The organism is Bradyrhizobium centrosematis (assembly GCF_045571495.1).
Classification (GTDB): domain Bacteria; phylum Pseudomonadota; class Alphaproteobacteria; order Rhizobiales; family Xanthobacteraceae; genus Bradyrhizobium; species Bradyrhizobium centrosematis.
On record NZ_CP120703.1, the window covers coordinates 2348726 to 2371188 of the forward strand.

Annotated in this window: 19 protein-coding genes and 2 pseudogenes; 4 read left to right on the forward strand and 17 right to left on the reverse strand. The window is 66.0% G+C overall.

Going from position 1 to position 22463, the window contains the following annotated elements:
* Positions 1-8: 8 nt before the first annotated feature.
* The 14 genes from P6U31_RS11215 to P6U31_RS11280 form a co-directional block, all read right to left on the reverse strand.
* Positions 9-1031 carry a xanthine dehydrogenase family protein molybdopterin-binding subunit gene (locus P6U31_RS11215; protein ID WP_407188354.1) on the reverse strand — a complete coding sequence of 341 codons (1023 nt, stop codon included), beginning with the start codon at positions 1029-1031 and terminating at the stop codon, positions 9-11.
* A complete protein-coding gene (locus tag P6U31_RS11220; protein WP_407188355.1) occupies positions 1032-2624 on the reverse strand; it encodes a xanthine dehydrogenase family protein molybdopterin-binding subunit in 1593 nt (530 codons plus the stop codon).
* An 8-nt stretch (positions 2625-2632) separates the two neighbouring features.
* On the reverse strand, positions 2633-3109 hold the full coding sequence (locus P6U31_RS11225; protein ID WP_407188356.1) for a (2Fe-2S)-binding protein: 477 nt from the start codon (positions 3107-3109) through the stop codon (positions 2633-2635).
* 13 nt (positions 3110-3122) lie between these two features.
* Positions 3123-3941, reverse strand: a complete 819-nt coding sequence (locus P6U31_RS11230; protein ID WP_407188357.1) for an FAD binding domain-containing protein — start codon at positions 3939-3941, stop codon at positions 3123-3125.
* 2 nt (positions 3942-3943) lie between these two features.
* A complete protein-coding gene (locus P6U31_RS11235; protein ID WP_407188358.1) occupies positions 3944-4387 on the reverse strand; it encodes an SRPBCC family protein in 444 nt (147 codons plus the stop codon).
* A 2-nt stretch (positions 4388-4389) separates the two neighbouring features.
* Positions 4390-4827, reverse strand: a complete 438-nt coding sequence (locus tag P6U31_RS11240; RefSeq protein ID WP_061882131.1) for an SRPBCC family protein — start codon at positions 4825-4827, stop codon at positions 4390-4392.
* 9 nt (positions 4828-4836) lie between these two features.
* Entirely contained in the window at positions 4837-7743 is a 2907-nt protein-coding gene (locus P6U31_RS11245) for a flotillin domain-containing protein (RefSeq protein ID WP_407188361.1), read from the reverse strand.
* Between the two features lie 27 nt (positions 7744-7770).
* On the reverse strand, positions 7771-8604 hold the full coding sequence (locus P6U31_RS11250) for a phosphoenolpyruvate hydrolase family protein (RefSeq protein WP_407188362.1): 834 nt from the start codon (positions 8602-8604) through the stop codon (positions 7771-7773).
* 3 nt (positions 8605-8607) lie between these two features.
* Positions 8608-10818, reverse strand: coding sequence for an ABC transporter permease (locus P6U31_RS11255; protein ID WP_407188364.1), 2211 nt, complete (start codon positions 10816-10818; stop codon positions 8608-8610).
* Complete coding sequence (locus P6U31_RS11260; RefSeq protein ID WP_036023786.1) at positions 10811-11593, reverse strand: ABC transporter ATP-binding protein; 783 nt, start codon at positions 11591-11593, stop codon at positions 10811-10813. Before P6U31_RS11260 ends, P6U31_RS11255 begins: the two co-directional genes overlap by 8 nt.
* Positions 11586-12668 carry a branched-chain amino acid ABC transporter permease gene (locus P6U31_RS11265; RefSeq protein ID WP_407188366.1) on the reverse strand — a complete coding sequence of 361 codons (1083 nt, stop codon included), beginning with the start codon at positions 12666-12668 and terminating at the stop codon, positions 11586-11588. The genes P6U31_RS11260 and P6U31_RS11265 overlap by 8 nt, the downstream gene beginning before the upstream one ends.
* 1 nt (position 12669) lies before the next feature.
* Positions 12670-13680 carry a branched-chain amino acid ABC transporter permease gene (locus tag P6U31_RS11270; RefSeq protein ID WP_407188367.1) on the reverse strand — a complete coding sequence of 337 codons (1011 nt, stop codon included), beginning with the start codon at positions 13678-13680 and terminating at the stop codon, positions 12670-12672.
* Positions 13681-14160: 480 nt separating this feature from the next.
* Positions 14161-14988 (reverse strand): AraC family transcriptional regulator, encoded by an 828-nt coding sequence (locus tag P6U31_RS11275; protein WP_407188368.1) that lies wholly within the window; start codon positions 14986-14988, stop codon positions 14161-14163.
* 125 nt (positions 14989-15113) lie between these two features.
* A complete protein-coding gene (locus P6U31_RS11280) occupies positions 15114-16364 on the reverse strand; it encodes an ABC transporter substrate-binding protein (RefSeq protein WP_407188369.1) in 1251 nt (416 codons plus the stop codon).
* Positions 16365-16616: 252 nt separating this feature from the next.
* Between P6U31_RS11280 and P6U31_RS11285 the strand changes: the two genes are divergently transcribed.
* Positions 16617-17474 (forward strand): SDR family oxidoreductase, encoded by an 858-nt coding sequence (locus P6U31_RS11285; RefSeq protein ID WP_407188370.1) that lies wholly within the window; start codon positions 16617-16619, stop codon positions 17472-17474.
* A gap of 85 nt (positions 17475-17559) precedes the next feature.
* On the opposite strand, the pseudogene P6U31_RS11290 reads toward P6U31_RS11285, so the two are convergent.
* Positions 17560-18182, reverse strand: a pseudogene (locus tag P6U31_RS11290) (ferritin-like domain-containing protein).
* Between P6U31_RS11290 and P6U31_RS11295 the strand changes: the two are divergent.
* Positions 18162-18356 carry a hypothetical protein gene (locus P6U31_RS11295; protein WP_407188371.1) on the forward strand — a complete coding sequence of 65 codons (195 nt, stop codon included), beginning with the start codon at positions 18162-18164 and terminating at the stop codon, positions 18354-18356. The pseudogene P6U31_RS11290 and the gene P6U31_RS11295 sit on opposite strands and share 21 nt — an antisense overlap.
* 30 nt (positions 18357-18386) lie before the next feature.
* Positions 18387-18659, forward strand: a complete 273-nt coding sequence (locus P6U31_RS11300) for a hypothetical protein (RefSeq protein ID WP_407188373.1) — start codon at positions 18387-18389, stop codon at positions 18657-18659.
* 6 nt (positions 18660-18665) lie between these two features.
* Here P6U31_RS11300 and P6U31_RS11305 read toward each other — a convergent pair whose 3' ends face one another.
* Positions 18666-19016, reverse strand: a complete 351-nt coding sequence (locus tag P6U31_RS11305; RefSeq protein ID WP_407188374.1) for a RidA family protein — start codon at positions 19014-19016, stop codon at positions 18666-18668.
* 202 nt (positions 19017-19218) lie between these two features.
* Here P6U31_RS11305 and P6U31_RS11310 point away from each other — a divergent pair, with 202 nt between their 5' ends.
* Complete coding sequence (locus P6U31_RS11310) at positions 19219-21540, forward strand: molybdopterin guanine dinucleotide-containing S/N-oxide reductase (protein WP_407188375.1); 2322 nt, start codon at positions 19219-19221, stop codon at positions 21538-21540.
* 135 nt (positions 21541-21675) lie between these two features.
* On the opposite strand, the pseudogene P6U31_RS11315 reads toward P6U31_RS11310, so the two are convergent.
* Positions 21676-22113 (reverse strand): annotated as a pseudogene (locus P6U31_RS11315) (helix-turn-helix domain-containing protein); the annotation flags it as partial.
* Positions 22114-22463 lie beyond the last annotated feature (350 nt).

Sequence of the window (22463 nt, forward strand, 5' to 3'; positions counted from 1 at the left end):
TTGATCCCTTAACGTCGCGCCTGCGGCCGCGCGCCGCCCTGGGCCTTGATCGCGCGCAGCACTTTTTCGGGCGTGATCGGCAGGTCGTCGATGCGGACGCCGACGGCGTTGAAGATCGCATTCGCAACGGCGGGCAGCACCGGGTTGGCGCACATCTCGCCGGGACCTTTGGCGCCGAACGGACCATCGGGAGCAGGGCGCTCCAGCACTGCGATGTCATGCGGGCAGATGTCGCCGGGGCCGGGCATCAGATATTCGACGAAGTCGCGGGGGCCGTGAACGGGATCGGGATAATACGGCTCCGGGGTCTCGTAGAGCGCGTGGCTGACACCCATCCAGGCGCCGCCGACGAGTTGCTGTTCGACCAGACGCGGGTTGAGCGCGCGGCCGAGCTCGTAAGCCGAGTCCATCCGCACCATCGCGACCTCGCCGGTCTCATCATCGACCTCGACCTCCGCGACCAGACAGGCATGGGCATAGCAGGTTGCCGGCGACATCTCGCCGGTCTCCGGATCGACCTCGGAGAGCGGGACGAGGAAGATGCCGCGGCCCGAGATGGTCTTCCCCTGCTTGAACTGCGCGGCGATCGCGACGTCCTTGGTCGAGATCGAGCGGTGTGGCGCACCCTTGACGTGGATGTTGCCGCGGCCGTCGGTTTCGAGATCGGCGGCGTTGACCTCCAGCTCTTCGGCGGCCGCTTCCATCATCACGCCACGAGCCTCCCGTGCGGCTGCCATCACGGCATTGCCGACGCGGTGGGTGCCGCGCGAGGCGAACGAGCCCATGCAATGCGGGCCGGTGTCGGAATCGGCCGTGTCGACATAGACGTCCTCGACGGGGACGCCGAGCGTCTCGGCGCAGATCTGGCGCGTCACCGATTTCATGCCCTGGCCGAGATCGATCGACGACAGCGCGACGGTGAACTTGCCGCTCGGGTTGGAGTGCACCAGGGCCTGGCTCGGATCGCCGCCGAGATTCATGCCGATGGGATAATTGACCGACGCCATGCCGCGTCCGCGATGCCGGGCCATCTAGCGCCTCCTGGTGCCGAACACGGAGGAGAACCGGGTCGCGCCGTGTGACGGTGCGGCCGGGCGTGGTGGGGAAGGCGGCGGTGCCGGTGGGGGCGGCTCGCGCGGGGGCTCCCTCGTCGTGGTCATTGGCGTGCGGTCGTAGCTCGTGCGCTGCTGGACCGGCGCGGCCGGACGCGCGCGCGAATCCGTCGGCGTCGGCGGGATCGCCGCGCGGCTGCCGCCGCCGTCCTTGCGGGATGAGGCGCGCCTGAATTCGTCGCGGATCGGCCATTTGGCCTTCTCGGCCGCGACCTGGACGCATTCGATCAGCGCGGTGTTCTTGGCTTCGCGCCGGTGCGCCTTCATGTCGCCGTCGCGATAGGCGTTCAGAATCCGGAACTCCATCGGATCCATGCCGACGAGGCCCGCGAGCTTGTCCATCTGGCATTCGATGGCGAAATCCATCGCGGTGACGCCGAAGCCGCGCATGGCGGTCGCGGGCGTGCGATTGGTGAAGACACAATAGACGTCGCCATAGACGTTCGGAATGGTGTAAGGCCCCGGCAGGTGCGCGGCGCATTTCACCGCGGCGTAGCTGGACAGCCGCGTATAGGCGCCGCTGTCGAAATAGGCGTGGATCTTGCGCGCGACGATGCGGCCGTCACGCATCACGCCGTCCTTGATGTAGATGCGCTCGGCACCGCGCGGCGGGCCATACTGCATCTCTTCCTCGCGGCCGAACACGTAACGGACAGGGCGCCCCGTCAGTATCGCGCCGAGAATGGCAAGCGGCTCGGTCAAGGTATCCACTTTGCCGCCGAACCCGCCGCCGACGGTTCCTCCGATGAAGTGGAAGGTGTTGGAGGGCACGTCCAAAATCTTGGCGCAGGTGTCGACCGAGAAGAACAGCGCCTGGGTCGAGGTGTAGACGACGTAGCGGCCGTTGGTGTCGGGTGCCGCGATGGCGCCGTTGGTCTCGGTCGGCGCGTGCTCGATCGGCGACATCTGGTAGCGCTGTTCCAGCACGTGATCCGCTGTCGCCAGCGCCGCATCGGCATCGCCGAAGCGCAGACGCTGATGGTCGTAGACGTCGTGATAGATGAAGGCGTTCTTCGGATAGGTCTCGTTGACCACGGGCGCGCCGGGCTTGAGCGCATCCTCGACGTCGAACACGGCCGGCAGCGGCTCGTAGTCGATCCGGACCTTTGCGATCGCCTCGAATGCCTCGCGCTCGCTGTCGGCGACAATGGCGAGGATCGGCTCGCCCTTGTAGCGCACCTTGTCGACCGCCAGCGACGGCTCGTCGTCCTTGCCGAAATTGATCAGGCTGAGCAGCGTGTTGAGGTTGCGTGGAACGTCGGCGCCGCGAATGATCCGGCGGACGCCGGCCGAGCGCTCGGCCTCGGTGGTATCGATGCGGCGCAGCCGGGCATGGGCCTGGGTTGAGCGCACGACCTTCAAATGGAGCATCCCTTGCAGCTTGTGGTCATTGAAATAACTCGACGTGCCCGTGACGTGGCCGAGCATGTCCTGGCGCTGGGTGCCCTTGCCGATCTCCTTCAAATTATCGTCGCGCTCGTCCGCGAAGATATCTTTGCGCAGTTCCAGCATGGTTGACCTCAGGCGCTGACCCGGCCGCCGGCGGCGGCGAGGATGGCATTTATGATCGGCTCGTAGCCGGTGCAGCGGCAGATATTGCCGGAGATGGCTTCGGCCACCTCGTCGCGGCTCGGGGCGGGGTTGCGGTCGAGCAGAGCCTTTGCGGCCATCAGCATGCCCGGCGTGCAATAGCCGCATTGGGCGGCGAAATTGTCGGCGAAGGCGCGTTGCAGCGGATGCAGGTTCGGGCCCTGCTTCATGCCGTCGAGCGTTTCGATGGAACGGCCGGCAACCGTCTCCGCCAGCGTCAGGCAGGAGAGGTGCAACTCGCCGTCGATCAGCACGCTGCAGGTGCCGCAGCCGCCCTGGCCGCAGCCGAATTTCGGTGTCATGTCGCCGATCAGCTCGCGCAATGCGACCAGCAGATTGGTGCCGCCGTCGACGAAGATCGCGACCTCGCGGCCGTTGTGGCGAAATTGCAGGGGTATTTTCGACATGGCGTATCCCTGTCTATTCCTGGCCGGACAAAAGACGCCGCAGATGCACGCCGACGATCTCGCGGCGGTACCAGGCGCTGCCGAGCGCATTGTCGGATGGCGATGTTCCCTCGGTCACTGCGGACGCGGCGGCCGCGATGGTCGCGGCGTCGAGCGTGCGGCCCTCCAGCGCACGCTCGGCTGCGCGGGCGCGGATCTGCGTTGGCGCCATCGAGCCCAACGCGATGCGGGCGCCTGCGATCCGGCCGCCGCTGACCGGCATATGTGCCGCGAGCGTGACGACCGAGCCGCCCTTCGGCTTGATCCGCGCGATCTTGCGATAGCGAAACGCCTCGCCGCTGGCCGGCCGGGTGCAGGAGACCGACAGCACCAATGTTCCGGCCTGACGCTCGCGCGCCTGCAAGAATTCCTCGATCGGAATATCGCGGGAGCCGAAGCCACCTTGCACCGCGATGGTGGCATCGAGCGCCAGCAGCGCCACGGTGAAGTCGCCGTAAGGGATCGGCGCGAACAGGTTGCCGCCGACCGTGCCCATGTTGCGCACGGCGGGGCCGCCGATCGAGCGGGCAGGGGCATGCAGGAAGGCGAGGTCGCGCTCGGCAAGGATGCGGGCGAAAGTGACGCCGGCGCCCAGCGTGACGCGCGGGCCCGAGGCGTCGATGCGGGTGAGCGCCTGATCCTGCGCGCGGACCACGGTCGAGATCGACACGTCGCCCTCGTTCAGCGCCCGCATCACCAACGTGCCGCCACCGAGATAGCGCGCGCTACGATCCGAGGATAGCGCTCCCGCCGCTTCGCTGACGCTTGCAAAGGTCTTTACTGTCACGGCCATGATTATGCGGCCTCCTTCAGATGTCGGCGGATCGCCTCGAATCCGGCCTGATAGATGTCGTCCGCAACCATGTGCGTGATACGGTCGCGATCCCCAGGCTTCGTGGTGAAGCGGGATTCCCAGTGCCAGAAGGTGCGGTCGCCATCGGTGACCGGCAGCAGGCGAACATGGGCGACGTAGTTGAACATCGGGATCGGAGTATCGAGCAGGCAATAGCTGAAGGTCTGTTCGAGGTCGGACAGAGCCAGGAGCTGCTCGCGCAACTCGGAGCCGTCCTTCAGCTTGAAACGCCTGACGCAGCCGATCTTGTCGGCGGACTGCGCGCGCTCGATCGAGGAGGTCGCCACCGCCGGATGCCAGCGATCATGCCCGTTGAAGTCGCGCAGCACGGTCCACACCGCCTCCGTCGGTGCGTTGAGGATCGTGCTCTTGACGATATGCGGCACCGTCAGCCTCCGAACACGCGCTTGAGGGCGTCGAACCCGCCCTGGAATACGCCGCCACCGATGTTGCTCACGAGCTCCGTTTCACGCTCCGGGGCGCAGTCGAACTCGGCGGTCCATTCCACAAAAGTCTGGTCGCCGTCGGTGACGGGCGTGAGGCGCAGCGTCGCGACGTAGTTCTCGACGCCCATCGGCGATTCCAGGATCGAATAGGTGCAGAACATGTCGTAGTCGGAGAGGCCCAGCAGCTTCTCGCGGATGCGGTCGCCGTTGCGCAGGCGGAAATCGCGCACACAGCCGATCTTGTCGGAGGGCTCGCCGCCCTCGATCCGGCTCTCGGCGATGGCCGGATGCCAGTTCGGCAGACCGTTGAAGTCGCGCACCCGCGCCCAGACGCGGTCGTTGCGGGCGTTGACGACGGTGGAGACGTAGACGCGGGCCATGGCGCGACCTCAGCTCTTCTTCCGCGGCCCGCGCTCGGCCGGCGGCTCGCCGCCCTCGGCCGCGGGCGGGGAAGCCGGCTTATCGGCACCACCGCCGCCGCTCTTTCGCGCGGACTCCTTGATGCCCTGCATGTCGCGGGCCTCGCGGATCAGGCCCGGCATCTTCGCGAGACTGCCGCCCTCGACGCCGATATCGGACAGGATCGAGTCGATCAGCGGTGCCTGGACGCGATAGCGCAGCGCGGAATCGATCACCTCGTCGGTGGCGCTGCGGCCGCCATTGCCGTTGCCGTGTCCGTTACCATTGAGGCCGTCGACCTGGAGGATGCGGATGCCCTCGATCTTCTCCATCGGCTTGACGCTCTCGCGCACGATGCCCTCGATGCGGTCGAGCAGCTTTCTGCGGAACAGCGAGTAGCGCGCCTGGTCGGTGAGAACGTTCTCGGCCTCGTTGAGCATCCGTTGCGCCTCGGCCTCCACGGCCGCACGGACGCGCTCGGCTTCGGCGGCGATGCGGGTCTCCTCGGCCTGCTTCTCGGCGAGCAGGATCTCCACCGTCTTGCGCCGCTTGGCGATCTCGCTCTCGCGTGCGGTGACGACGCGCTCGGTGGCTTCCGTCGCGCGCATCCGGGCTTCCTCGGCGGCGGCGCGCGCGGCGGACTCTTCCAGCGATTTCTGATGGATGGCAATCGCCTTCTCCATCAGGACGGTCTCGACGTCCTTTTCGCGGTTGACTTCGAGCTTGCGCAGCTCGCGCTCGCGGCCGATGCGGGCCTCGTCCAGGCCGCGATCCGATGCGATGCGCGCGCGCTCGACCTCCTCGCGGGAGGCGATCTCGGCTTCCTGCAGGGATTGCACGCGGGCGACCTCGAGCTGCTCGATGGCGCGGCGCCGCTCGATGCGGGCGGCTTCCAGCGCCTGCTCGCGCGAGACGTCGGTGGTCTCGACCTCCTTGCGCGCGACGATCTCGGCCTGCTTGACCTGGCGATCGGCGTCGATGCGTTCGGAACGCTTGGTAGAGAGGGCGATGACACGGTCCTCGTCGGCGATCTCGATCGCCTTCTTCTGCTCGATGTTGAGCACCTCGCGCTGCTTGGAGGAGTTGATGCGCTCAGCTTCGAGCGCCAGATCGACCGTAATGCGCTGGCGCTCGATGGCATCTCGCCGCTTCAGCTCGGCAGCCTCCAGCACGCCGCTGCGCTCGATCTCGAGCGCGCGGGTGTCGCGTTCCGCCTGGATCCGCTCGGCGGCGACCGCTTTCTCCTGGGCGATACGCGCTGCCTCGATCGCCTCGCGCGAGGCGATGTCGGCTTCCTCGACGGCACGGTTGCGAGCGATCTCCAGCGAGCGCACGCGCTCCTCCTGGGCGATGCGGCTGGCCTCCGTGGTCTCGCGCGCGGCGATGCCGGCGACGTCCAGCGCCTGGTTGCGCTCGATTTCCAGCTGCCGCGTGTTCTGCTCGGCGGCTATGCGTTCGGCGGCGAGCGTCCGCTCGCGCGCGATGCGGGCGGCCTCGACCGCGCGCTGGGCCTCGATCTCGGCCTCCTGGATGGTGCGCACCTGCTGGATCTCCAGCGCGCGGGTGCGCTCGTCGGAGGAGATGCGCTCGACATTGACGATCAGCGTCTGGGCGATGCGCGCCTTCTCGGTGGCTTCGCGGGCGGCGATCTCGGCTTCGTCCACGGCGCGGGTGCGCTCGATCTCGCGCCGCCGTGTCTCCTCCTCGTTGGCGATGCGGGCGTCGGTGACGACCCGGTCCTGCTGGATGCGGGCCTTCTCGATCGCCTCGCGCGCCGCGATCTCGGCTTCCTCCACCGTGCGCATCCGCTCGATCTCGCGCTGGCGCACCTCGCGCTCGGAGGCGATGCGCGTGGTGTCGATCGAGCGCTGGTTGGCGATTCGCGTCTTCTCGATCTCCTCGCGCGCCAGCAGCTCCTTCTCCTCGATCGTCCGCGTCCGCTCGATCTCCTTCTGGCGGGTCTCGCGCTCCGAGGCGATGCGGGCCTCGGCGATCGCCTGGTCATTGGCAATGCGGGCGCGCTCGATGGCCTCGCGGGCCGAAATCTGCGCCTGCTCGGCCTCGGTCTCGCGAAGCGCCCGCTCGCGCGCGACCTCGGTGCGCTGCAGGGCGCGCCGCATCTCGATATCGCGTTCCTGCTCCAGGCGCGCGGTCTCGCTCTCGCGCTCGATCTCCAGCGCCTGCCGCTCAGCCTCCAGGTTGCGGGCGCGGATCTTGATCATCGAATCCTGCTCGATGTCGTTGCGCAACTTCCGCTTGGCTTCGATGTCCTGCATCAGCTGGGTCAGGCCTTCGGCGTCGAACCGGTTCGACGGGTTGAAGAACTCGAGGTCGGTCTGGTCGAGATCGGTGATGGCGACCGATTCGAGCTCAAGGCCGTTCAGCGCGAGCGCTTCTGATGCATTGGTCTTGACCCGCGCGACATAGTCGCCGCGACGCTCGTGCATCTCCTCCATGGTCATTTCGGAGGCGATCGAGCGGATCGCGGAGATGAACTTGCCGGCCAGCAGCGCATGCAGCTGCTCCGGCTCCATGGTGCGGCGGCCGAGCGTGGCCGCGGCGATCGAGACCGCTTCCCGGGTCGGCTGCACCCGGACATAGAAGTCGGCCTCGATGTCGACGCGCATGCGGTCGCGGGTGATCACGGCGTCCTGCCGGGAGCGCACGATGCCCATCGGGAGTACGTTCATGTTGACGGGCGTGTAGTCGTGGATGAACGGCAGCACGAAGGCACCGCCGTTGATGACCACACGTTCGCCGAGGAAGCCGGTCCGAACGAACGAGGTCTCCTTGGAGGAGCGGTGGTAGAGCCAATTGACGATATAGACGCCGACCACGATCACGACGATCGCGACGATCAGCCAGAGGATCAATTCACCGACCAACATCCCCGACATCTTTCCCTCCCTCGAACCAATCAGGCGTTATCGCGCGCCGATCGCCTTGAATTGACGTACCTGCTCCGTCAGCGCCCGCTCCACGGGAAGTCGCTCCATCGAGGACGCTCCGTAGAAGCCGTGGCAATGGCGGGTGTTCTTCATGATGAATTCGGCGTCGGCGGGATCCGCGATCGGGCCGCCATGCGCCAGCACCAGGATGTCCGGATTGACGCTGAGCGCAGCCGAGGCCCAGGTGTCGATCTGGGCCGGGCAGTCCTTGAGCTTTGGCGCGGTCTGCGCGCCGATCGTGCCGCCGGTCGTCAGTCCCATGTGGCAGACGATGATATCGGCGCCGGCGATCGCCATCGCGGCGGCCTCCTTCTCGCTGAACACATAGGGCGTCGTCAGCATGTCCTTGTCGTGCGCCCTGGCGATCATGTCGATCTCGAGGGCATAGGACATGCCGGTCTCTTCGAGATTGGTGCGGAAGGTGCCGTCGATCAGGCCGACGGTCGGAAAGTTCTGGACGCCTGCGAAACCAAGGGCCTTCAACTGGTCGAGAAATACGTCCATCTCGCGGAACGGGTCGGTGCCGTTGACGCCTGCAAGCACCGGTGTGCGGGTGACCACGGGCAGCACTTCCGCCGCCATTTCGACAACGATGGCGTTCGCGTCGCCGTAAGCCATCAGCCCGGCCAGCGAGCCGCGACCGGCCATGCGATAGCGGCCGGAATTGTAGATGACGATGAGATCGACGCCGCCGGCCTCCTCGCATTTGGCCGACAGGCCGGTGCCGGCGCCGCCGCCGACGATCGGCTCGCCGCGCCTCGCCATGTCGCGAAACTTCTTCAGAAGGGCAGCGCGTTCAAACCGGGCCATCGGTCACCTCGCTTGTCTCCGCCGCGCGCCGGTGCGGCCGAACAGGGCTCGGAATGCACTGACGATGGCGGCGGCGAAGTCAGGATCGTTGATGTTCTTGGGGATCCGGATGAGCTGGCGATTGCCGGTCTGCCGCACGGTGCGCTCCAGCGTGCGGAACAGCGCGGCGTCGGCGTCCGGATCCCAGAACGGCTGGCCGCGTGCATCGAGTGCGGAAACGCCGCCCTCGGGCAGGAAGAAGCGCACCGGGCCATCCATCTGGTTGAGCCGCTCGCCGATCCAGCGGCCCATGCGCTCGTTCTCTTCCACCGTCGTCCGCATCAACGTCACCTGCGGATTGTGGACGTGGAACTTGCGGCCGCGATAGCGCTCGGGAATGGTGTCGGGTGCGCCGAAATTGACCATGTCGAGCGCGCCGACCGAGCCCACATAAGGCAGACGGCTGCGGATGATCGCACCAAAGCGGTCCTCCGTCGCCGGGAACACGCCGCCCATCAGGAGGTCGCCGATCTCGGTCGTGGTGAGATCGATCACGCCGGCGAGCTGGCCGGACTCCACGAGCTTCTCCATGGACCGGCCGCCGACGCCGGTGGCATGGAAAACCAGGCACTCGAAATCGTCGCGCAGATCGGCCGCGATCTTCTGCACCGCCGGCGTCGTCACGCCGAACATGGTGATGCCGACCGAAGGCAGGCCGGCGGCGGAGCGCGCGGTCGCGGTGCGCTGATCGAGCCGCGCCCTGACCATGCCGGCCAGCGCATTGGCGCCGTTGGCCAGCACCGCGCGCGAGATCGAGTTCAGCCCCTGCACGTCGGTGACGGAGTACATCATGGTGATGTCGGCGGGGCCGACATAGGGGCCGACGTCACCGGACGCGACGGAGGAAATGATCAGCTTGGGCACGCCGACCGGAAGCGCGCGCATGCCCGGGGCAACCAGCGATGCTGCGCCCGAGCCGCCGGCCGAGATCACGCCGGCGACATTGCCTTGGCGCCGCAGCCAGCTGGCGAACGCATCGGCCATGGCCGTCACGGCAGCCCCGCGGTCGGGGCCGAACACTGCTGCGCCGCCACGGCCATGGTTCAGTGCGATCTCCTGTGCGGAGACATCGCAGGATGAATGCTTGCCGCTGGTCGAGACGTCAACCAGGCGCGTACGCAAGCCGCTTTCGGCGATGATGTCACGGATATAGCGCAGCTCGAGGCCCTTGGTGTCGAGCGTTCCGACGACGAGCACGACGGGCGGACCTGAGGCCAGGGCCGCCGCCGGCTCGCGCTTGCGTCGCGCCGTCTCGTCCAGTCGCGCGACTTGCGTCGACAGCGTCCGCGCCGCCGCCTCGATGCGGGCGATCGGCACCGGTTGCGACCACCGTGTCGGAAGCGTCGGGTTGGAGACGTAGATACGGACCGGTCCGTCGCGGCGTGGCACGGGCGCGGGTTTCGTCTCGGTGCCGCGCTCGGCGACGTCGAGATCCGGTTCGAGCTCGGCGTGCAGTCCGACGCCGAGCAGGCGCTGCTGGAGCTCGCGATCGGCAGCGAGGCGCGCGGAGTCGATGATGCGGTTGATGCGCCCGTTGACCATGATCGCAACGTTGCGCGAGACGGCGGTGGCGACGCCGATGTTCTGCTCGATCACGAGCACGGACATGTCCTCCTCCTCGCCGAGCCGCAGCAGCATCTCCTCGACTTGCGCCACGATGACGGGCGCGAGACCCTCGGTCGGCTCGTCCATGATCAACAGATGCGGATTGGTGAGCAGCGCGCGCGAGATCGCCAGCATCTGCTGCTCGCCGCCCGAGAGCTGGCCGCCGCCGTGATCCCTGCGTTCGGCGAGGCGCGGAAAGGTGTCGTAGATGCGTTCGACGGTCCAAGCGCCGGAGCGCAGCCCACCAGCCAGCCGCAAATGCTCCTCGACGCTGAGCGAGCGCCAGAGCCGGCGGCCCTGCGGCACGTAACCGACGCCGAGCCGGGCGATCTGGGCGGAAGGCCGCCGCGTGACGTCCTCGCCGCGGACGCGGATCGATCCGCCGCTCACGCCGACCAGCCCCATGATCGCCTTGCACAGCGTGGTCTTGCCCATGCCGTTGCGGCCGACGACGGAGAACACGCCGCTGTCCAGCGTGAGGTCGACCCCTTGCAGGGCGTGCGAGTGGCCGTAGTAGACGTCGAGCCCGCGGACCTCGAGCGCGGCGGCAGAGCGGCGGGGCTCATTCATGGCCGCCTCCGAGATAAAGCTCCTGCACCTCGGGGTCGGACTGGATCTCTTCCGGCAGGCCCTCCTTGAAGACGCGGCCGTTATGCATCATCGTGACGCTTTCGACGACGCGCAGCGCCACGTCCATATCGTGCTCGATGATGATGTAGCCGATATGCGCCGGCAGCGAGGTCAGGATCTCGATCAACTCGGCCCGCTCGGTCGGCGACAGGCCCGCGGCCGGCTCGTCGAACAGGACGAAGCGCGGCGCGCCGGCCAGCGCGAGCGCGATCTCGAGCTGCCGCTGCTGGCCGTGGGCGAGCTCGGCCACGCGCTGATCCTTCACGGCGGACAGATGCACGGCCTGAACGAGGTTGTCGGCCGCATGCATCAGGGCATCGTTCTGTCCCGGTCGCAGAAACGAGAAGCGCCCGCGCGAGACGCCGCGGCAGGCAAGATAGACGTTGTCCTGCACGGTGAGGCCGGGGAACAGCGCCGAGATCTGGTAGGTCCGGCGCAAGCCGCGGCGGATGCGCTCATAGGGCGGGAAATGGGTGACGTCCTCGCCGAAGAAGCGGATGGTGCCGGAGGAGGGAGGGAAATCGCCGGTGATGCAGTTGAACAGCGTGGTCTTGCCGGCGCCGTTGGAGCCGAGCACGGCGCGCCGCTCGCCGGGACGAACGGTGATGGTGACGTCGGTCAGCGCGGCGAGCGCGCCGAACAGCCGCGTCACGCCACGCAGCTCCAGCGCGGCGCCGGCGCCGACGGCCGACAGGCGCTGCGCGACGCTATCCATGGCCGCGTCCTCCGCCAGGGCGATTTGCGGCCCCCCGCTGGCTCTGGCGCCAGCGTTGCCACAGGCCGATGACGCCGTCCGAGGACCAGAATACGATGGCGAGGAAACCGAGCCCGATCAGCAGGCGAAAGCGATTGCCGTCGAGCCCCAGCTTGATCAGAACGTCGAGCGCAAAGGTGCGCAGTAGCACGAAGATCAGCGCGCCGATGAACGGACCGATCGGGCGCGTGATGCCGCCGACGACGGCGATGATCAGCACGTCGATGCAGGCCCCGACGCTGACCGATCCGGGCGAGATCTGGCGATAATTCCAGACCTGGAGGACGCCGGCGAGGGCGGCGATGAAGGACGCGAACGCATAGGCGGCGACGCGGTGCGCATTGACGTTGAAGCCGAGTGCCGCCATGCGCCGCGGATTGTCGCGGACGCCCTGGAGCGCGAGGCCGAAGGGCGCGCGCGACAGATATTCGACCGCGAAGTAGCAGAGCGCGGCGACCGCGAGCACGACATAATAGAAGGGAATGTCGGCGCGCCAGTTCACCCCCCAGAAATGCGGCGTGGCTACCGTGTTGATGCCGGTGTGGCCGTTGAAGATCGCCCAGTTCTGGTTGGTGAAATAGTAGAACGCCGCGCCGATCGCGAGCGTGATCATGATGGTGTAGATGCCCTCGGTGCGCACCGCGAGCGCGCCACCGAGCGTGCCGAAGGCGGTCGCGAGCGCCAGCGCCATCGGCACCGCGAGCCACCACGGCCAGCCCAGGCTGATATTGGCGTTGCCGCTGATGCCGAATACGGCGACCATGTAGGCCGAAAAGCCCGCGATGGTGAGCTGCATCAGGCTGACCATGCCGCCATAGCCGGCGAGGAACATCAGGCTGAGCGCCATGGTGCCGAGGATGAGCGTGGTCGCGAAGATCTCGATCAGGAAGAAGCCGTTGGCGATCAGCGGCATGATCAGGAGAATGGCCGCGACGATCCAGCCGGCGGGATTGTTGATCTCCGGCCAGGTGCGCGCGGGGGTCTGCGCGACAGTGGCGCGACGAACGGCAACGCGGGCATCGTGGGCGAGCGACATGTCAGCGCCTCGCCAACAGGCCTTGCGGCCGGATCGCCAGCACCAGCACCATGATCAGGAAGGTCACGACGATGGCATAGGTCGGGATGTAGACCGAGCCGAGCTGCTCGGCGAGGCCGATGATCAGCGCGCCGAGCGCCGCCCCCGGGATCGATCCCATGCCGCCCACGATCACGACGACGAGGGACGCGAGCAGGAAGCGGATGTCCTCGCCGGGCGATAAGGACTGGAAGGTGCCGCCGACGACGCCGGCAATGCCCGCAAGCCCCGCGCCGAACGCGAACACGGCGACGAAGACGAGTTGAATCCGCACGCCGGTCGCGGCCAGGATCTCGCGGTCGTCGACGCCGGCGCGGATGATCATGCCGATCCGGGTCCGGTTGAGCGCGAGCCACATCGCCACGCCGATGACCACGGAGGCGATGAAGATCACCAGCCGGACCATGGGATATCTGAGATAGACCGGCTCGCCCGAGGACTTGATCGCCGTGACCAGTGGCAGCTCCACGGGGCCGATCAGCCAGTTCGGCGTCTGGATCTGGTAGAAGTCGCCGCCGCAGGCCCACAGCATGAGATCGGCGAACACGATCGACAGCCCGATCGTCACCATGGTCTGCCTGAGATCCTGTCCCTCCATCCGGCGGAACACGATGACCTGGAGCAGGACGCCGACCAAGGCGGCGAGGACGAAGGCGACGATGAAGCTGAGCAGCCAGGAGCCGGTCGCGCTGCTGATGGCATAGCCGACATAGCCGCCGAACAGATAGAGCGAGCCGTGCGCGAGGTTGACGTTGCGCATCAGGCCGAAGATCAGCGTGAAGCCGCTGGCGACGAGGAAATAAAGTCCTCCGAGCGTGATGCCGTTGAAGACGGCGTTGAGGAAGACGCGCTTGCGGCCGATCGCCTCTTCCAGGCCCGGCGGCCAGACCGCGAAGATCAGCCAAAGCGCGACCGCTACCGCGATGATCACGATCAGCGCCCAGGCCGGATGGCGTTCGACGAAGCGGCTCATGCTCTCGCCTCGTCTCGCTTGCGGCGGGGCAATCTCACATCGGAAGTGGATTTTCCGCGGCCGATCCGTCGAGACGCCCGCTTTGGCGGGCTCCTCAGGATGAGGGCAGCGCATTCGATAACAGGTTCAGCGGGGCCGATGCTGATTAGCCTCATCCTGAGGAGACCGCGGAGCGGTCGTCTCGAAGGACGAGGCGCTTGCTCCGGCGTTTCCAAGGGATCATGTGTGATTGTGCACGCGCGTGCAAAGAGTGGTCGCGCTGAAAGCGCCGGTTCATCCCAACGCTCCCAGCGCGACCGAAGCTCGTCTCGTCCCCGCAAGCGGGGCGAGGGGGCATGCAAGCCGTTGCCGGCTGCTGCGCCTGCCATGGACGAACGTCCTCCCGTCACTCGCGATCCTCTTGTTGGGATCGCGTTGCTGGCATCCTAGCCGGGCGGCGAGTGTGGCATTTGATCGTGAGTATCTTTTCGTGGTCTGCGTTCAGGCGCGCAAAACCTTGGCGGCGCGGCGATAATCGGTCGGAGCCATTCCGACATTGGCGGCGAAAAAGCGAGTGAAACCGCTTTGCGAGGAGAAGCCGAGATCGAAGCCGATATCGGCGATCGGCGTCTCGCCGGCCACAAGCGCTTCGAGCGCCTGTTCCATGATCAGCGTGTTGAGATAGAGGTTCGGGGTGACGCCGGTCTGGACGCGGAACAGGCGGTAGAAGTGCGGCCGCGACAGCCCGGACTCCCGCGCGATTGCGTCGAGTTCGATCTCGGCGCCGGGGCTCTCCGACATCATCTTGATGCATTTGCGCACGCGGAAATCGGTGACGGAGCCATTTGCGCGTGGATCGCGCGCGATCTCGGCCTGCTGCCAGCTTTCGTCGTAGCAGATGTCGATCAGCCGCCGCAGCTCGGAATCGAGGCTGGAAAGGGACGGTGCGCCGCACACCAGCGCGGCAGTCCGCCTGATGTGCTTGTCCAGAGCAGGCGTGCGCCTGAACTGCGTGCGGCCGAACCGCATCCGTTCGGTGCCCGCGGCGTCCGGCGCAAACCATTCGGCATTGACGTAGAGCACGAAGAAGATCGCGCCGCCCTCGAGATCGGTCGGTAGAAAGTTGTGCGGCTCCCAGGGATTGACCGCGACAACGGACGTCTCATTGAGATCGTAATGCCCGTCGGACACGTCGATGCATGCCGGCATGCCGCCGACATGGAAGATCAGATGACCTTCTCGATGGGCGTGAATATTGAAAGGGCGGTTCAACTGATAAACCGTCGCCCGACCGAACCGGCCGTGGAAGACGGCGAGCGCGCGGCTCATGCCTTCCCCTCCCGAATGTTCTTGTCTTTTCGCTCAGCGTTCAACAACGCCGCCGAGATTGCAAGAGCGGAGAGCGACCGCGTCAGCAAGTCGCTCCCCGGAGCCATCTTTGTGGCCGTGATGCGTCAGTATTTCTTACATTCCGGCACGGTACGGCTCGGCAGCCCGATCTTCGCGAACACGGCCGGATCATAGCCGAGGGTCTGATTGACGTTTGGGATCACCTTCACCACCTTGCTGAACAGCGCGCCCTTGCCGTCGTCGACGACCTCGGTGACGAAGTTGGTTCCAATCGCCTGGCGGTTGGAATCGAGCTTGATCTTGCCGTTCGGCGCATCGAGCTCGATCTTGGCCAGTGCTTCCTTGAATTTCGCTTGGTTGTTGGAGAGATCGCCATTGACCTGACGCAGGGCGAGGATCAGCGCCATGGTTGAATCATAGTAGTTGGTCGCCAGCAGCGAGGGGCTCGGGAAGCGCTTGTTGGGCGGGAAGGCGTCCTGATAGGCCTTCACGAATTTCTGCCAGCCCGGGTCCTCCCAGGTGTCGGCCTGGCCGCTTGCGGCGATGGTGCCGATCAAGGCGTTCTTGGCGTTGCCCTTGGACGACAGGATGGTCTGGTCGATCATGATGGAGCCGCCCATCAGATGCGCCTTGCCGCCGGCCTGCTGATACTGGTTGAGGAAGTTGACGGCGTCGGCGCCGCCGAGGCCGAGATAGATGGCATCGACGTCGTCGGGCAGCGCGGCGATCACCGAGGCGAAATCCTTGGTGCCGAGCGGCACCCACTGCCGGTTGGTCACTTGTCCGCCCATGCCGCAAAATTCGAGTACGAGGCCGAACACCTGGGTGTAGATGAAGGAATAGTCCTCGCCGACGGTTGCGATCTTGCGATATTTCTTTTCCTCATAGGCGTATTTGCCGAGGCCCACCTGCCACTGCGCGCCGTCCATGTTGTAACGGAAGAAGTTGGGGGCAGGATCGACATAGGTGGTCTCCTGCGCGCCCGATGCCGCGTTGATGAAGGTCAGCTCGGGATGGGTCTTCGCGAAATTCTTCACAGCAATGCCCTCGTCGCCGGAGAGCGGCGATAGCAGGATCTGCACCTTGTCCTGCTCGATCAGCTTGCGCACGGCGCGCACCGCGGAGTCCGGCGTCGCGTCCGTCGAGGCGACGATGAATTCGAGCTCCTTGTCGCCGACCTTCTTGCCCAGCACGTTGAGCGCGGTCTGGTGGCCGCGCATGCCGTCCTCGCCGAGCACCGTGTAGGTGCCTTCGAGGGTGGCGGTCACGCCGACCTTGATTTTTTCCTGGGCGATCGCCGCGCCTGAAAGAAACAGGCTGCTCAGCGCCAGCAGTCCCACACCGCATTTCGACATTGTGCTCCTCCCTGTGTCGTTGATTTATTGCCGCACCGGGCCGGCGCGGCTGCCCGTGGCCTTCGAAGGCCCGCAGCTTTGAAGGAAGGCTATCCGAAGTCGGATGCGCTGCACGCGTGGGTACCTCGTCGGGCTTGACGGGCAGTCTCATTTTTGAATGCTGCGGCGCAAATGGTTCTGCGGTGCAGCAGCGCGGCTACAGGAACACTTCCGGCGGGGCTCCGTTAGCGGAGCAAATTGCTGGAGTCGTCCATGATCGAATACCCGAAGCCGCCTTATCCTTCGCAGCAGCAGCCGATGCCCGGTTCGACGCGTGCGATGAATCCACGTCCCGATCATGGCGAGGAGAGCTACAGGGGCTCGGGTCGTCTGGCCGGAAAGAAGGCGCTCATCACCGGAGGTGACAGCGGCATCGGCCGGGCGGTCGCGATCGCCTATGCCCGCGAAGGCGCGGATATCGCCATCGCCTATCTGAACGAGGACGAGGATGCAGCCGAGGTCAAGGCGCTGGTCGAGCGGGAGGGACGCAAGGCGGTTCTGATGTCAGGCGATATCAGCAATTCCGATCACTGCCGGTCCGTCGTACGCCGCACCGTCGAGGAGCTTGGCGGCATCGACATCCTCGTCAACAATGCGGCGCATCAGGCCACGTTCAAGGAGATCGGGGACATCAGCGATGAGGAGTGGCAGCGCACGTTCGCAACCAACATCCACGCCATGTTCTTTCTGACCAAGGCAGCCGTCCCCCATATGAAGCCGGGCGCGGCGATCATCAACACGGCGTCGGTGAACTCGGACATGCCGAACCCAAGTCTCCTGGCCTACGCCACGACCAAGGGCGCCATTCAGAATTTCACCGGCGGGCTCGCGCAGATGCTGGCCGAGAAGGGCATTCGGGTCAACGCCGTTGCCCCGGGGCCGATCTGGACGCCGCTGATCCCCTCGACCATGTCGGAGGAAAGGGTCAAGAACTTCGGCAAGCAGGTCCCGATGCAGCGCGCCGGCCAGCCGGCCGAGCTCGCCACTGCCTATGTCATGCTGGCCGACCCGCTCTCGAGCTACACATCAGGGGCCACGTTGGCCGTCACGGGCGGAAAGCCCTTCATCTGATCGAACGGCGTCCGCGACGCCGAGAGCACGCGCACCGTGGCGGCATCGGATGCCGAGGCCGCCACATTCGAAAATCAGATCTCGATCAGGCCGCGTTGGACGCCTTGGCGTTGACGCCCTTGCGAAGCGCCACGGTGTTCAGCTTGGTGTTGGCGGCCTTCTCTTCATTCAGATTGGTCGTGAGGAAACGCACGATATCGTCATGGCCGAGCTCTTCCGCCCAGGCGATCAGCGTGCCGTAGCGGCACATTTCGTAATGCTCCACGGCCTGCGCATTGGCCACGATCGCGGCATCGAGCACGGCCTTGTCCTCGATCTCGCCGGCAGTCGCGTCGGCTTCCTCGATGAGACCGTCAATGGCCGGGCACTGCGTGCCGCTGGGCTCCTTGCTAAGCTTGGCGAACACTTGTCGAGCCGCTCGACCTGCTTGTTGGTCTCCTCCAGATGAGCTTTCAACCCGGCGACCAGATCCCTGTTGCTGGCCTTGTCGATCATCTTGGGCAGCGCCTTCAGGATCTGCTGCTCCGCGTAATAGATGTCCTGCAGCCCATGCAGCAGCAGGTCTTCCATCGATTTGATATCCTTGGTGAAGAATCCCATAAAAGACGCCTCCTTTTCACAATGATGACACTGGAACGCTGCGCGGCCGCAGCTGTTCCATTTCCGTGTGCAGACCAGGAGAGTCGAATGAGCGACGGAATTGATCATCTTGCGGGCCTGCTCGGACGCGCCGCAATGGAGGTGTGGGGCGACATGCCGCGCGACATCCAGGAAGCGCTGTTCGAGACTGCCATGAAGGGACGCGCAACCGAACGCGAGGAGCTCGCACGGCTGCTGCACGAGCGGCACCCGCGCACGCTGCATCCTGCGAGGCCAGGATGATGCCGCGGAGCGGAACGATCGTGCGAGCTCATGATTGGTAAATTGAGTGGCGCGTCGTCGAATGGCTCAACGGAAGCCGCGGCAGGCGCATCGCGGACCGTTGATCAAATCTGTGAGTTGATCGTCTTGACTGAGCTGAACATCGGAAAATGGTACGACCCGATCTCGGAGCGATGGATCGTGCCTCGCGAGACCACGGTCGGGAATGGTCGGTCCAGTGCCGACAAAGTGCCGGAGGGACGCGAGAGGGACGAGGCGCAGCGGATCTGGCAGCTGCTGGTCGATTGCTGCGCCCGTGGATGATGCCGCCTATTGCCGGGCGGCAATGGCGGTCATCTCGAGCTTGACGCCCGGACCGAGATCGGCCACGCCGATGGCGGCGCGCGCCGGCAGATGAGCTTCCGCAAAGTTCGCTTTCCAGGCCGCGTTGAATTCAGCCTTCTCCTTGAGGTCGGTCATGTAGATCGTCACCTGCAAGACGTTGGCTGGATCGGAGCCGAGGGTCTTCAAGAGCTGCGTCAATTGGCCGAGAACGTCCTTAGCCTGGCCCGACATGTCGAGGCTGGTGTCCTCCGGGACGATGCCGCCGATATAGAGCACGCCATTGTGCTCGACCACTTCGTGGAGCAGACCTTCGTACGGCGAGATGCGTTTGATCATGAGGTGTCCGTGTCGCTGTGAGAGGAGCGGCATATCGCACATTCTTGGCGCTTTGTCTGCGAATCGCCGCTGCATAGTCTGGCGACGGATTGCCAGCCAGCTCTGCGCGCACGACAGCCCGGCGTTTCTGCGGCGCTGATCTCGACGACATCCCGGCTTGGATCGGTATACTGCCGCCGCATACCGGAACAAGGATCAGACGATGGACGATTCGATTGGCTTTCCCGACCCTGGTCTCGACCTGTCGGATGGCTTCAGGCCCCACACCTCGCATTGGGGCGTGTTTTCCGCGCGCCAGGGCGCGGCTGGCCTCGAGGTCCGGGCCTATGCGGGCGATCCCGATCCGAACGGCATCATCGACAATTTCCCCGGCGCGCTTCGCCACCAGGCGCGCATCGCCCAGCCGGCGATCCGGCGCGGCTGGCTCGAGCGCGGGCCGGGCCCCGACAATCGCCGCGGCCGCGACGAGTTCGTCTCGGTCAGCTGGGAGAAGGCCCTCGATCTACTCGGCGACGAGCTCGGCCGCATCCGCGACACGCGCGGCCCCAGCGCCGTATTCGGCGGCTCCTACGGCTGGTCGAGCGCCGGGCGCTTTCATCACGCCCAGAGCCAGGTGCATCGCTTCCTGAACATCGCAATGGGCGGCTATGTGCGCTCGGTGAACACCTATTCCTCGGGCGCGTCCTCGGTGCTGCTGCCGCAGATTCTGGCAGGCTATGAGGACATCACCAAGCGCAACGTCACCTGGGAGCAGATCGCGGCCGAAACCGAGATCGTGCTGGCCTTCGGCGGCATGGCGCTCAAGAACTCCATGGTGGCCGGCGGCTCCATCAGCAAGCACGTCGAGCGTGGCGCCATGGCGGCTGCGCGCCGACGCGGTTGCGATTTCGTCCTGGTCAGCCCGCTGCGCGACGATCTTCCGGTGGAAGCCGGTGCCGAATGGATGAGCTGCGTGCCCGGCACCGACACCGCACTGATGCTCGGCATCGTCCATACGCTGGTCAGCGAAGGTCTGCACGATCAGGCCTTCCTCGATCGCTACACGGAAGGCTGGCCCGTCTTTCTGCACTATCTCACCGGCGAGAGCGACGGCCAGGTCAAGCATGCCGAATGGGCTGCGGCGATTTCAGGGGGTGCGGCCGACACCATCCGGCAGCTGGCGCGGCGGCTTGCCAGAAAGCGCGCGCTGATCACCGTCTCGCATTCGCTGCAGCGCGCCGAGCATGGCGAGCAGCCGGTGTGGATGGGCATGGTGCTCGCGGCCGCGCTCGGCCAGATCGGCCTGCCCGGCGGGGGCTACGCCTATTCGCTGGGTGCGATCGGCTATTACGGCCGCCGCGTCAACGACGTGCCGGGGCCGACGCTCGGGCAGGGCCGCAACGGCGTCGCCGATTTCATTCCGGTGGCGCGCATCGCCGACATGCTGCTCAAGCCCGGCACCACCTATCGCTACAATGGCGAGACACGCACCTATCCGGACATCCGCCTGGTCTACTGGGCCGGTGGCAATCCCTTCCATCATCACCAGGACATCAACCGCCTGCGCAAGGCCTTTGCGCAACTCGATACGTTCGTCGTGCACGAGCTGGCCTGGACCGCTACGGCAAGGCACGCGGACATCGTGCTGCCTGCGACCATGACGCTCGAGCGTGAGGACATCGGCTACTCCACCAACGATCCCCTGATGGTCGCAATGCACCGGATCGCCGAGCCGTTCGGGCTTGCACGCGACGATTACGACATCTTCGCCGATCTCGCCGAACGCCTGGGAGCCCGCGAACCCTTCACCGAGGGCCGCACGTCGCGGCAATGGCTGGAGCATATCTACGAGCCGACCCGCGTCTCGCTCGCCAAGCGCGGCCTGGAGGCGCCGACCTTCGACGAATTCTGGGCGCGCGGCAGCCTGGTCGTGCCGCAGCAGCCCGACGACGGCGGCCGGCTGCGCCGCTTCCGCGAGGACCCCGTCAGTCACGCCCTGCCGACGCCGAGCGGCCGCATCGAGATCTTCTCGGCGAAGATCGCCGGGCACGGCGATGCGGATTGTCCGGGACACCCGGTCTGGCTCGACAAGACCGACAGGCCGAGGCCCGGCTCGCCGTGCTTCCTTGTCGCCAACCAACCGGCGACGCGCCTGCACAGCCAGCTCGATTTCGGCGGCCATTCGCTCGCCGCGAAGCATCGCGGCCGCGAGGTCGCGCGCATGAACCCGGTCGATGCGGAGGCGCGCGGCATCAGGGATGGCGACATCATCCGCCTGTTCAACGAGCGCGGCGCCTGCCTTGCCGCTGTTCACGTCACCGATGGCATTGCGCCCGGCGTGGTGCAGCTTCCGACCGGCGCCTGGTACGATCCGATGGACCCCGAGGACGAGGCGCCGCTCTGCGTTCACGGCAATCCCAATGTGCTTACCCGTGACATCGGCACCTCATCCCTGGCGCAGGGCTGCACCGGTCAGCTGACGACGGTCGAGGTGGAGAAGTTTTCAGGCAATCTGCCGCCGATCCGGGCGTTCGATCCCGTGTAGGGCGCTGGTGTTACGCTTCGTGCCGCGGACGTAACGCATCGCGGACCAGGAAAGAAGGGGCCATCCTGTGTGGGCGCAGGACGGCCCCGAGAGGCTCGCAGGGCCCGGAGGAGGGGCGCGAGCCGGGTAGATCGATCATGCGGCGGCGCTGGCGATCCAATTCCTCTCCGGGGAAGGACGACGCGGTGCAGGCGCCTCGAGCGCGAGCCTTTTGCCCTTGCTGGCAAGGCGCCAGCGTGCCGGAGACTCGCCGCTGATGCGCTTGAACACGGTCGAGAAATGCGCCTGTGTGCTGAAGCCCACGGCCAGCGCGATCTGCGCCAATGGACGCTCGGTGGTGGCGAGCAGCATCTTGGCGTGCTCGGTTCGGTGATGCAGCAGATATTCGCGGGGACGGTAGCCGGTCGCGGCGCGGAACTGTGCCGCAAAATGCATCCTGGACAGGCCGGCAACATTGGCGAGCTCGGACAGGCTGATGCAGCGGTCGAAATGATCGGCGATGTATTGCTCGACACGCCGCAGCCGCCATTTCGGCAAGGCATTGACCCGCACGCGCGGCGACTCCGGTTCCGTGCGTTGGCTCTCCCGGATGATGACCCTTGTTGGGCGAAGAACTTCGTGATCCCGCGCGCCGGCCGAAAGATCGATCCAGGCATGCGCCGCGTGCAAATTGTTCGACATCGCTCGTCCTCTTCTGGCTTTTGCGGCTGTTTGCGATGACCGGCAAACGCGCAAACTCAATGCTTTCCATGCTCGGAGGATAGGCGTGAGTTAGCCAGGACGCCCGTTAGTGGTGATTAAGAAGTGTTAGATTTTGTGCGCGCGCACGGTGCGACAGCCCGCCGCGGGCTTTGATTGTGTCAAATTTGTCAGACATTTGCGTGCACCGGACCGGTCTTAGGAGAGCATGGTTCGATCGACGC

Excerpts from the sequence above, each read along its gene's own strand:
- P6U31_RS11215 (WP_407188354.1), bottom strand. The coding sequence starts at position 1,031 with ATGGCCCGGCATCGCGGACGCGGCATGGCGTCGGTCAATTATCCCATC.
- P6U31_RS11220 (WP_407188355.1), bottom strand. The coding sequence starts at position 2,624 with ATGCTGGAACTGCGCAAAGATATCTTCGCGGACGAGCGCGACGATAAT.
- P6U31_RS11225 (WP_407188356.1), bottom strand. The coding sequence starts at position 3,109 with ATGTCGAAAATACCCCTGCAATTTCGCCACAACGGCCGCGAGGTCGCG.
- P6U31_RS11230 (WP_407188357.1), bottom strand. The coding sequence starts at position 3,941 with ATGGCCGTGACAGTAAAGACCTTTGCAAGCGTCAGCGAAGCGGCGGGA.
- P6U31_RS11240 (WP_061882131.1), bottom strand. The coding sequence starts at position 4,827 with ATGGCCCGCGTCTACGTCTCCACCGTCGTCAACGCCCGCAACGACCGC.
- P6U31_RS11245 (WP_407188361.1), bottom strand. The coding sequence starts at position 7,743 with ATGTCGGGGATGTTGGTCGGTGAATTGATCCTCTGGCTGATCGTCGCG.
- P6U31_RS11250 (WP_407188362.1), bottom strand. The coding sequence starts at position 8,604 with ATGGCCCGGTTTGAACGCGCTGCCCTTCTGAAGAAGTTTCGCGACATG.
- P6U31_RS11255 (WP_407188364.1), bottom strand. The coding sequence starts at position 10,818 with ATGAATGAGCCCCGCCGCTCTGCCGCCGCGCTCGAGGTCCGCGGGCTC.
- P6U31_RS11260 (WP_036023786.1), bottom strand. The coding sequence starts at position 11,593 with ATGGATAGCGTCGCGCAGCGCCTGTCGGCCGTCGGCGCCGGCGCCGCG.
- P6U31_RS11265 (WP_407188366.1), bottom strand. The coding sequence starts at position 12,668 with ATGTCGCTCGCCCACGATGCCCGCGTTGCCGTTCGTCGCGCCACTGTC.
- P6U31_RS11270 (WP_407188367.1), bottom strand. The coding sequence starts at position 13,680 with ATGAGCCGCTTCGTCGAACGCCATCCGGCCTGGGCGCTGATCGTGATC.
- P6U31_RS11275 (WP_407188368.1), bottom strand. The coding sequence starts at position 14,988 with ATGAGCCGCGCGCTCGCCGTCTTCCACGGCCGGTTCGGTCGGGCGACG.
- P6U31_RS11280 (WP_407188369.1), bottom strand. The coding sequence starts at position 16,364 with ATGTCGAAATGCGGTGTGGGACTGCTGGCGCTGAGCAGCCTGTTTCTT.
- P6U31_RS11285 (WP_407188370.1), top strand. The coding sequence starts at position 16,617 with ATGATCGAATACCCGAAGCCGCCTTATCCTTCGCAGCAGCAGCCGATG.
- P6U31_RS11295 (WP_407188371.1), top strand. The coding sequence starts at position 18,162 with ATGAGCGACGGAATTGATCATCTTGCGGGCCTGCTCGGACGCGCCGCA.
- P6U31_RS11300 (WP_407188373.1), top strand. The coding sequence starts at position 18,387 with ATGATTGGTAAATTGAGTGGCGCGTCGTCGAATGGCTCAACGGAAGCC.
- P6U31_RS11305 (WP_407188374.1), bottom strand. The coding sequence starts at position 19,016 with ATGATCAAACGCATCTCGCCGTACGAAGGTCTGCTCCACGAAGTGGTC.
- P6U31_RS11310 (WP_407188375.1), top strand. The coding sequence starts at position 19,219 with ATGGACGATTCGATTGGCTTTCCCGACCCTGGTCTCGACCTGTCGGAT.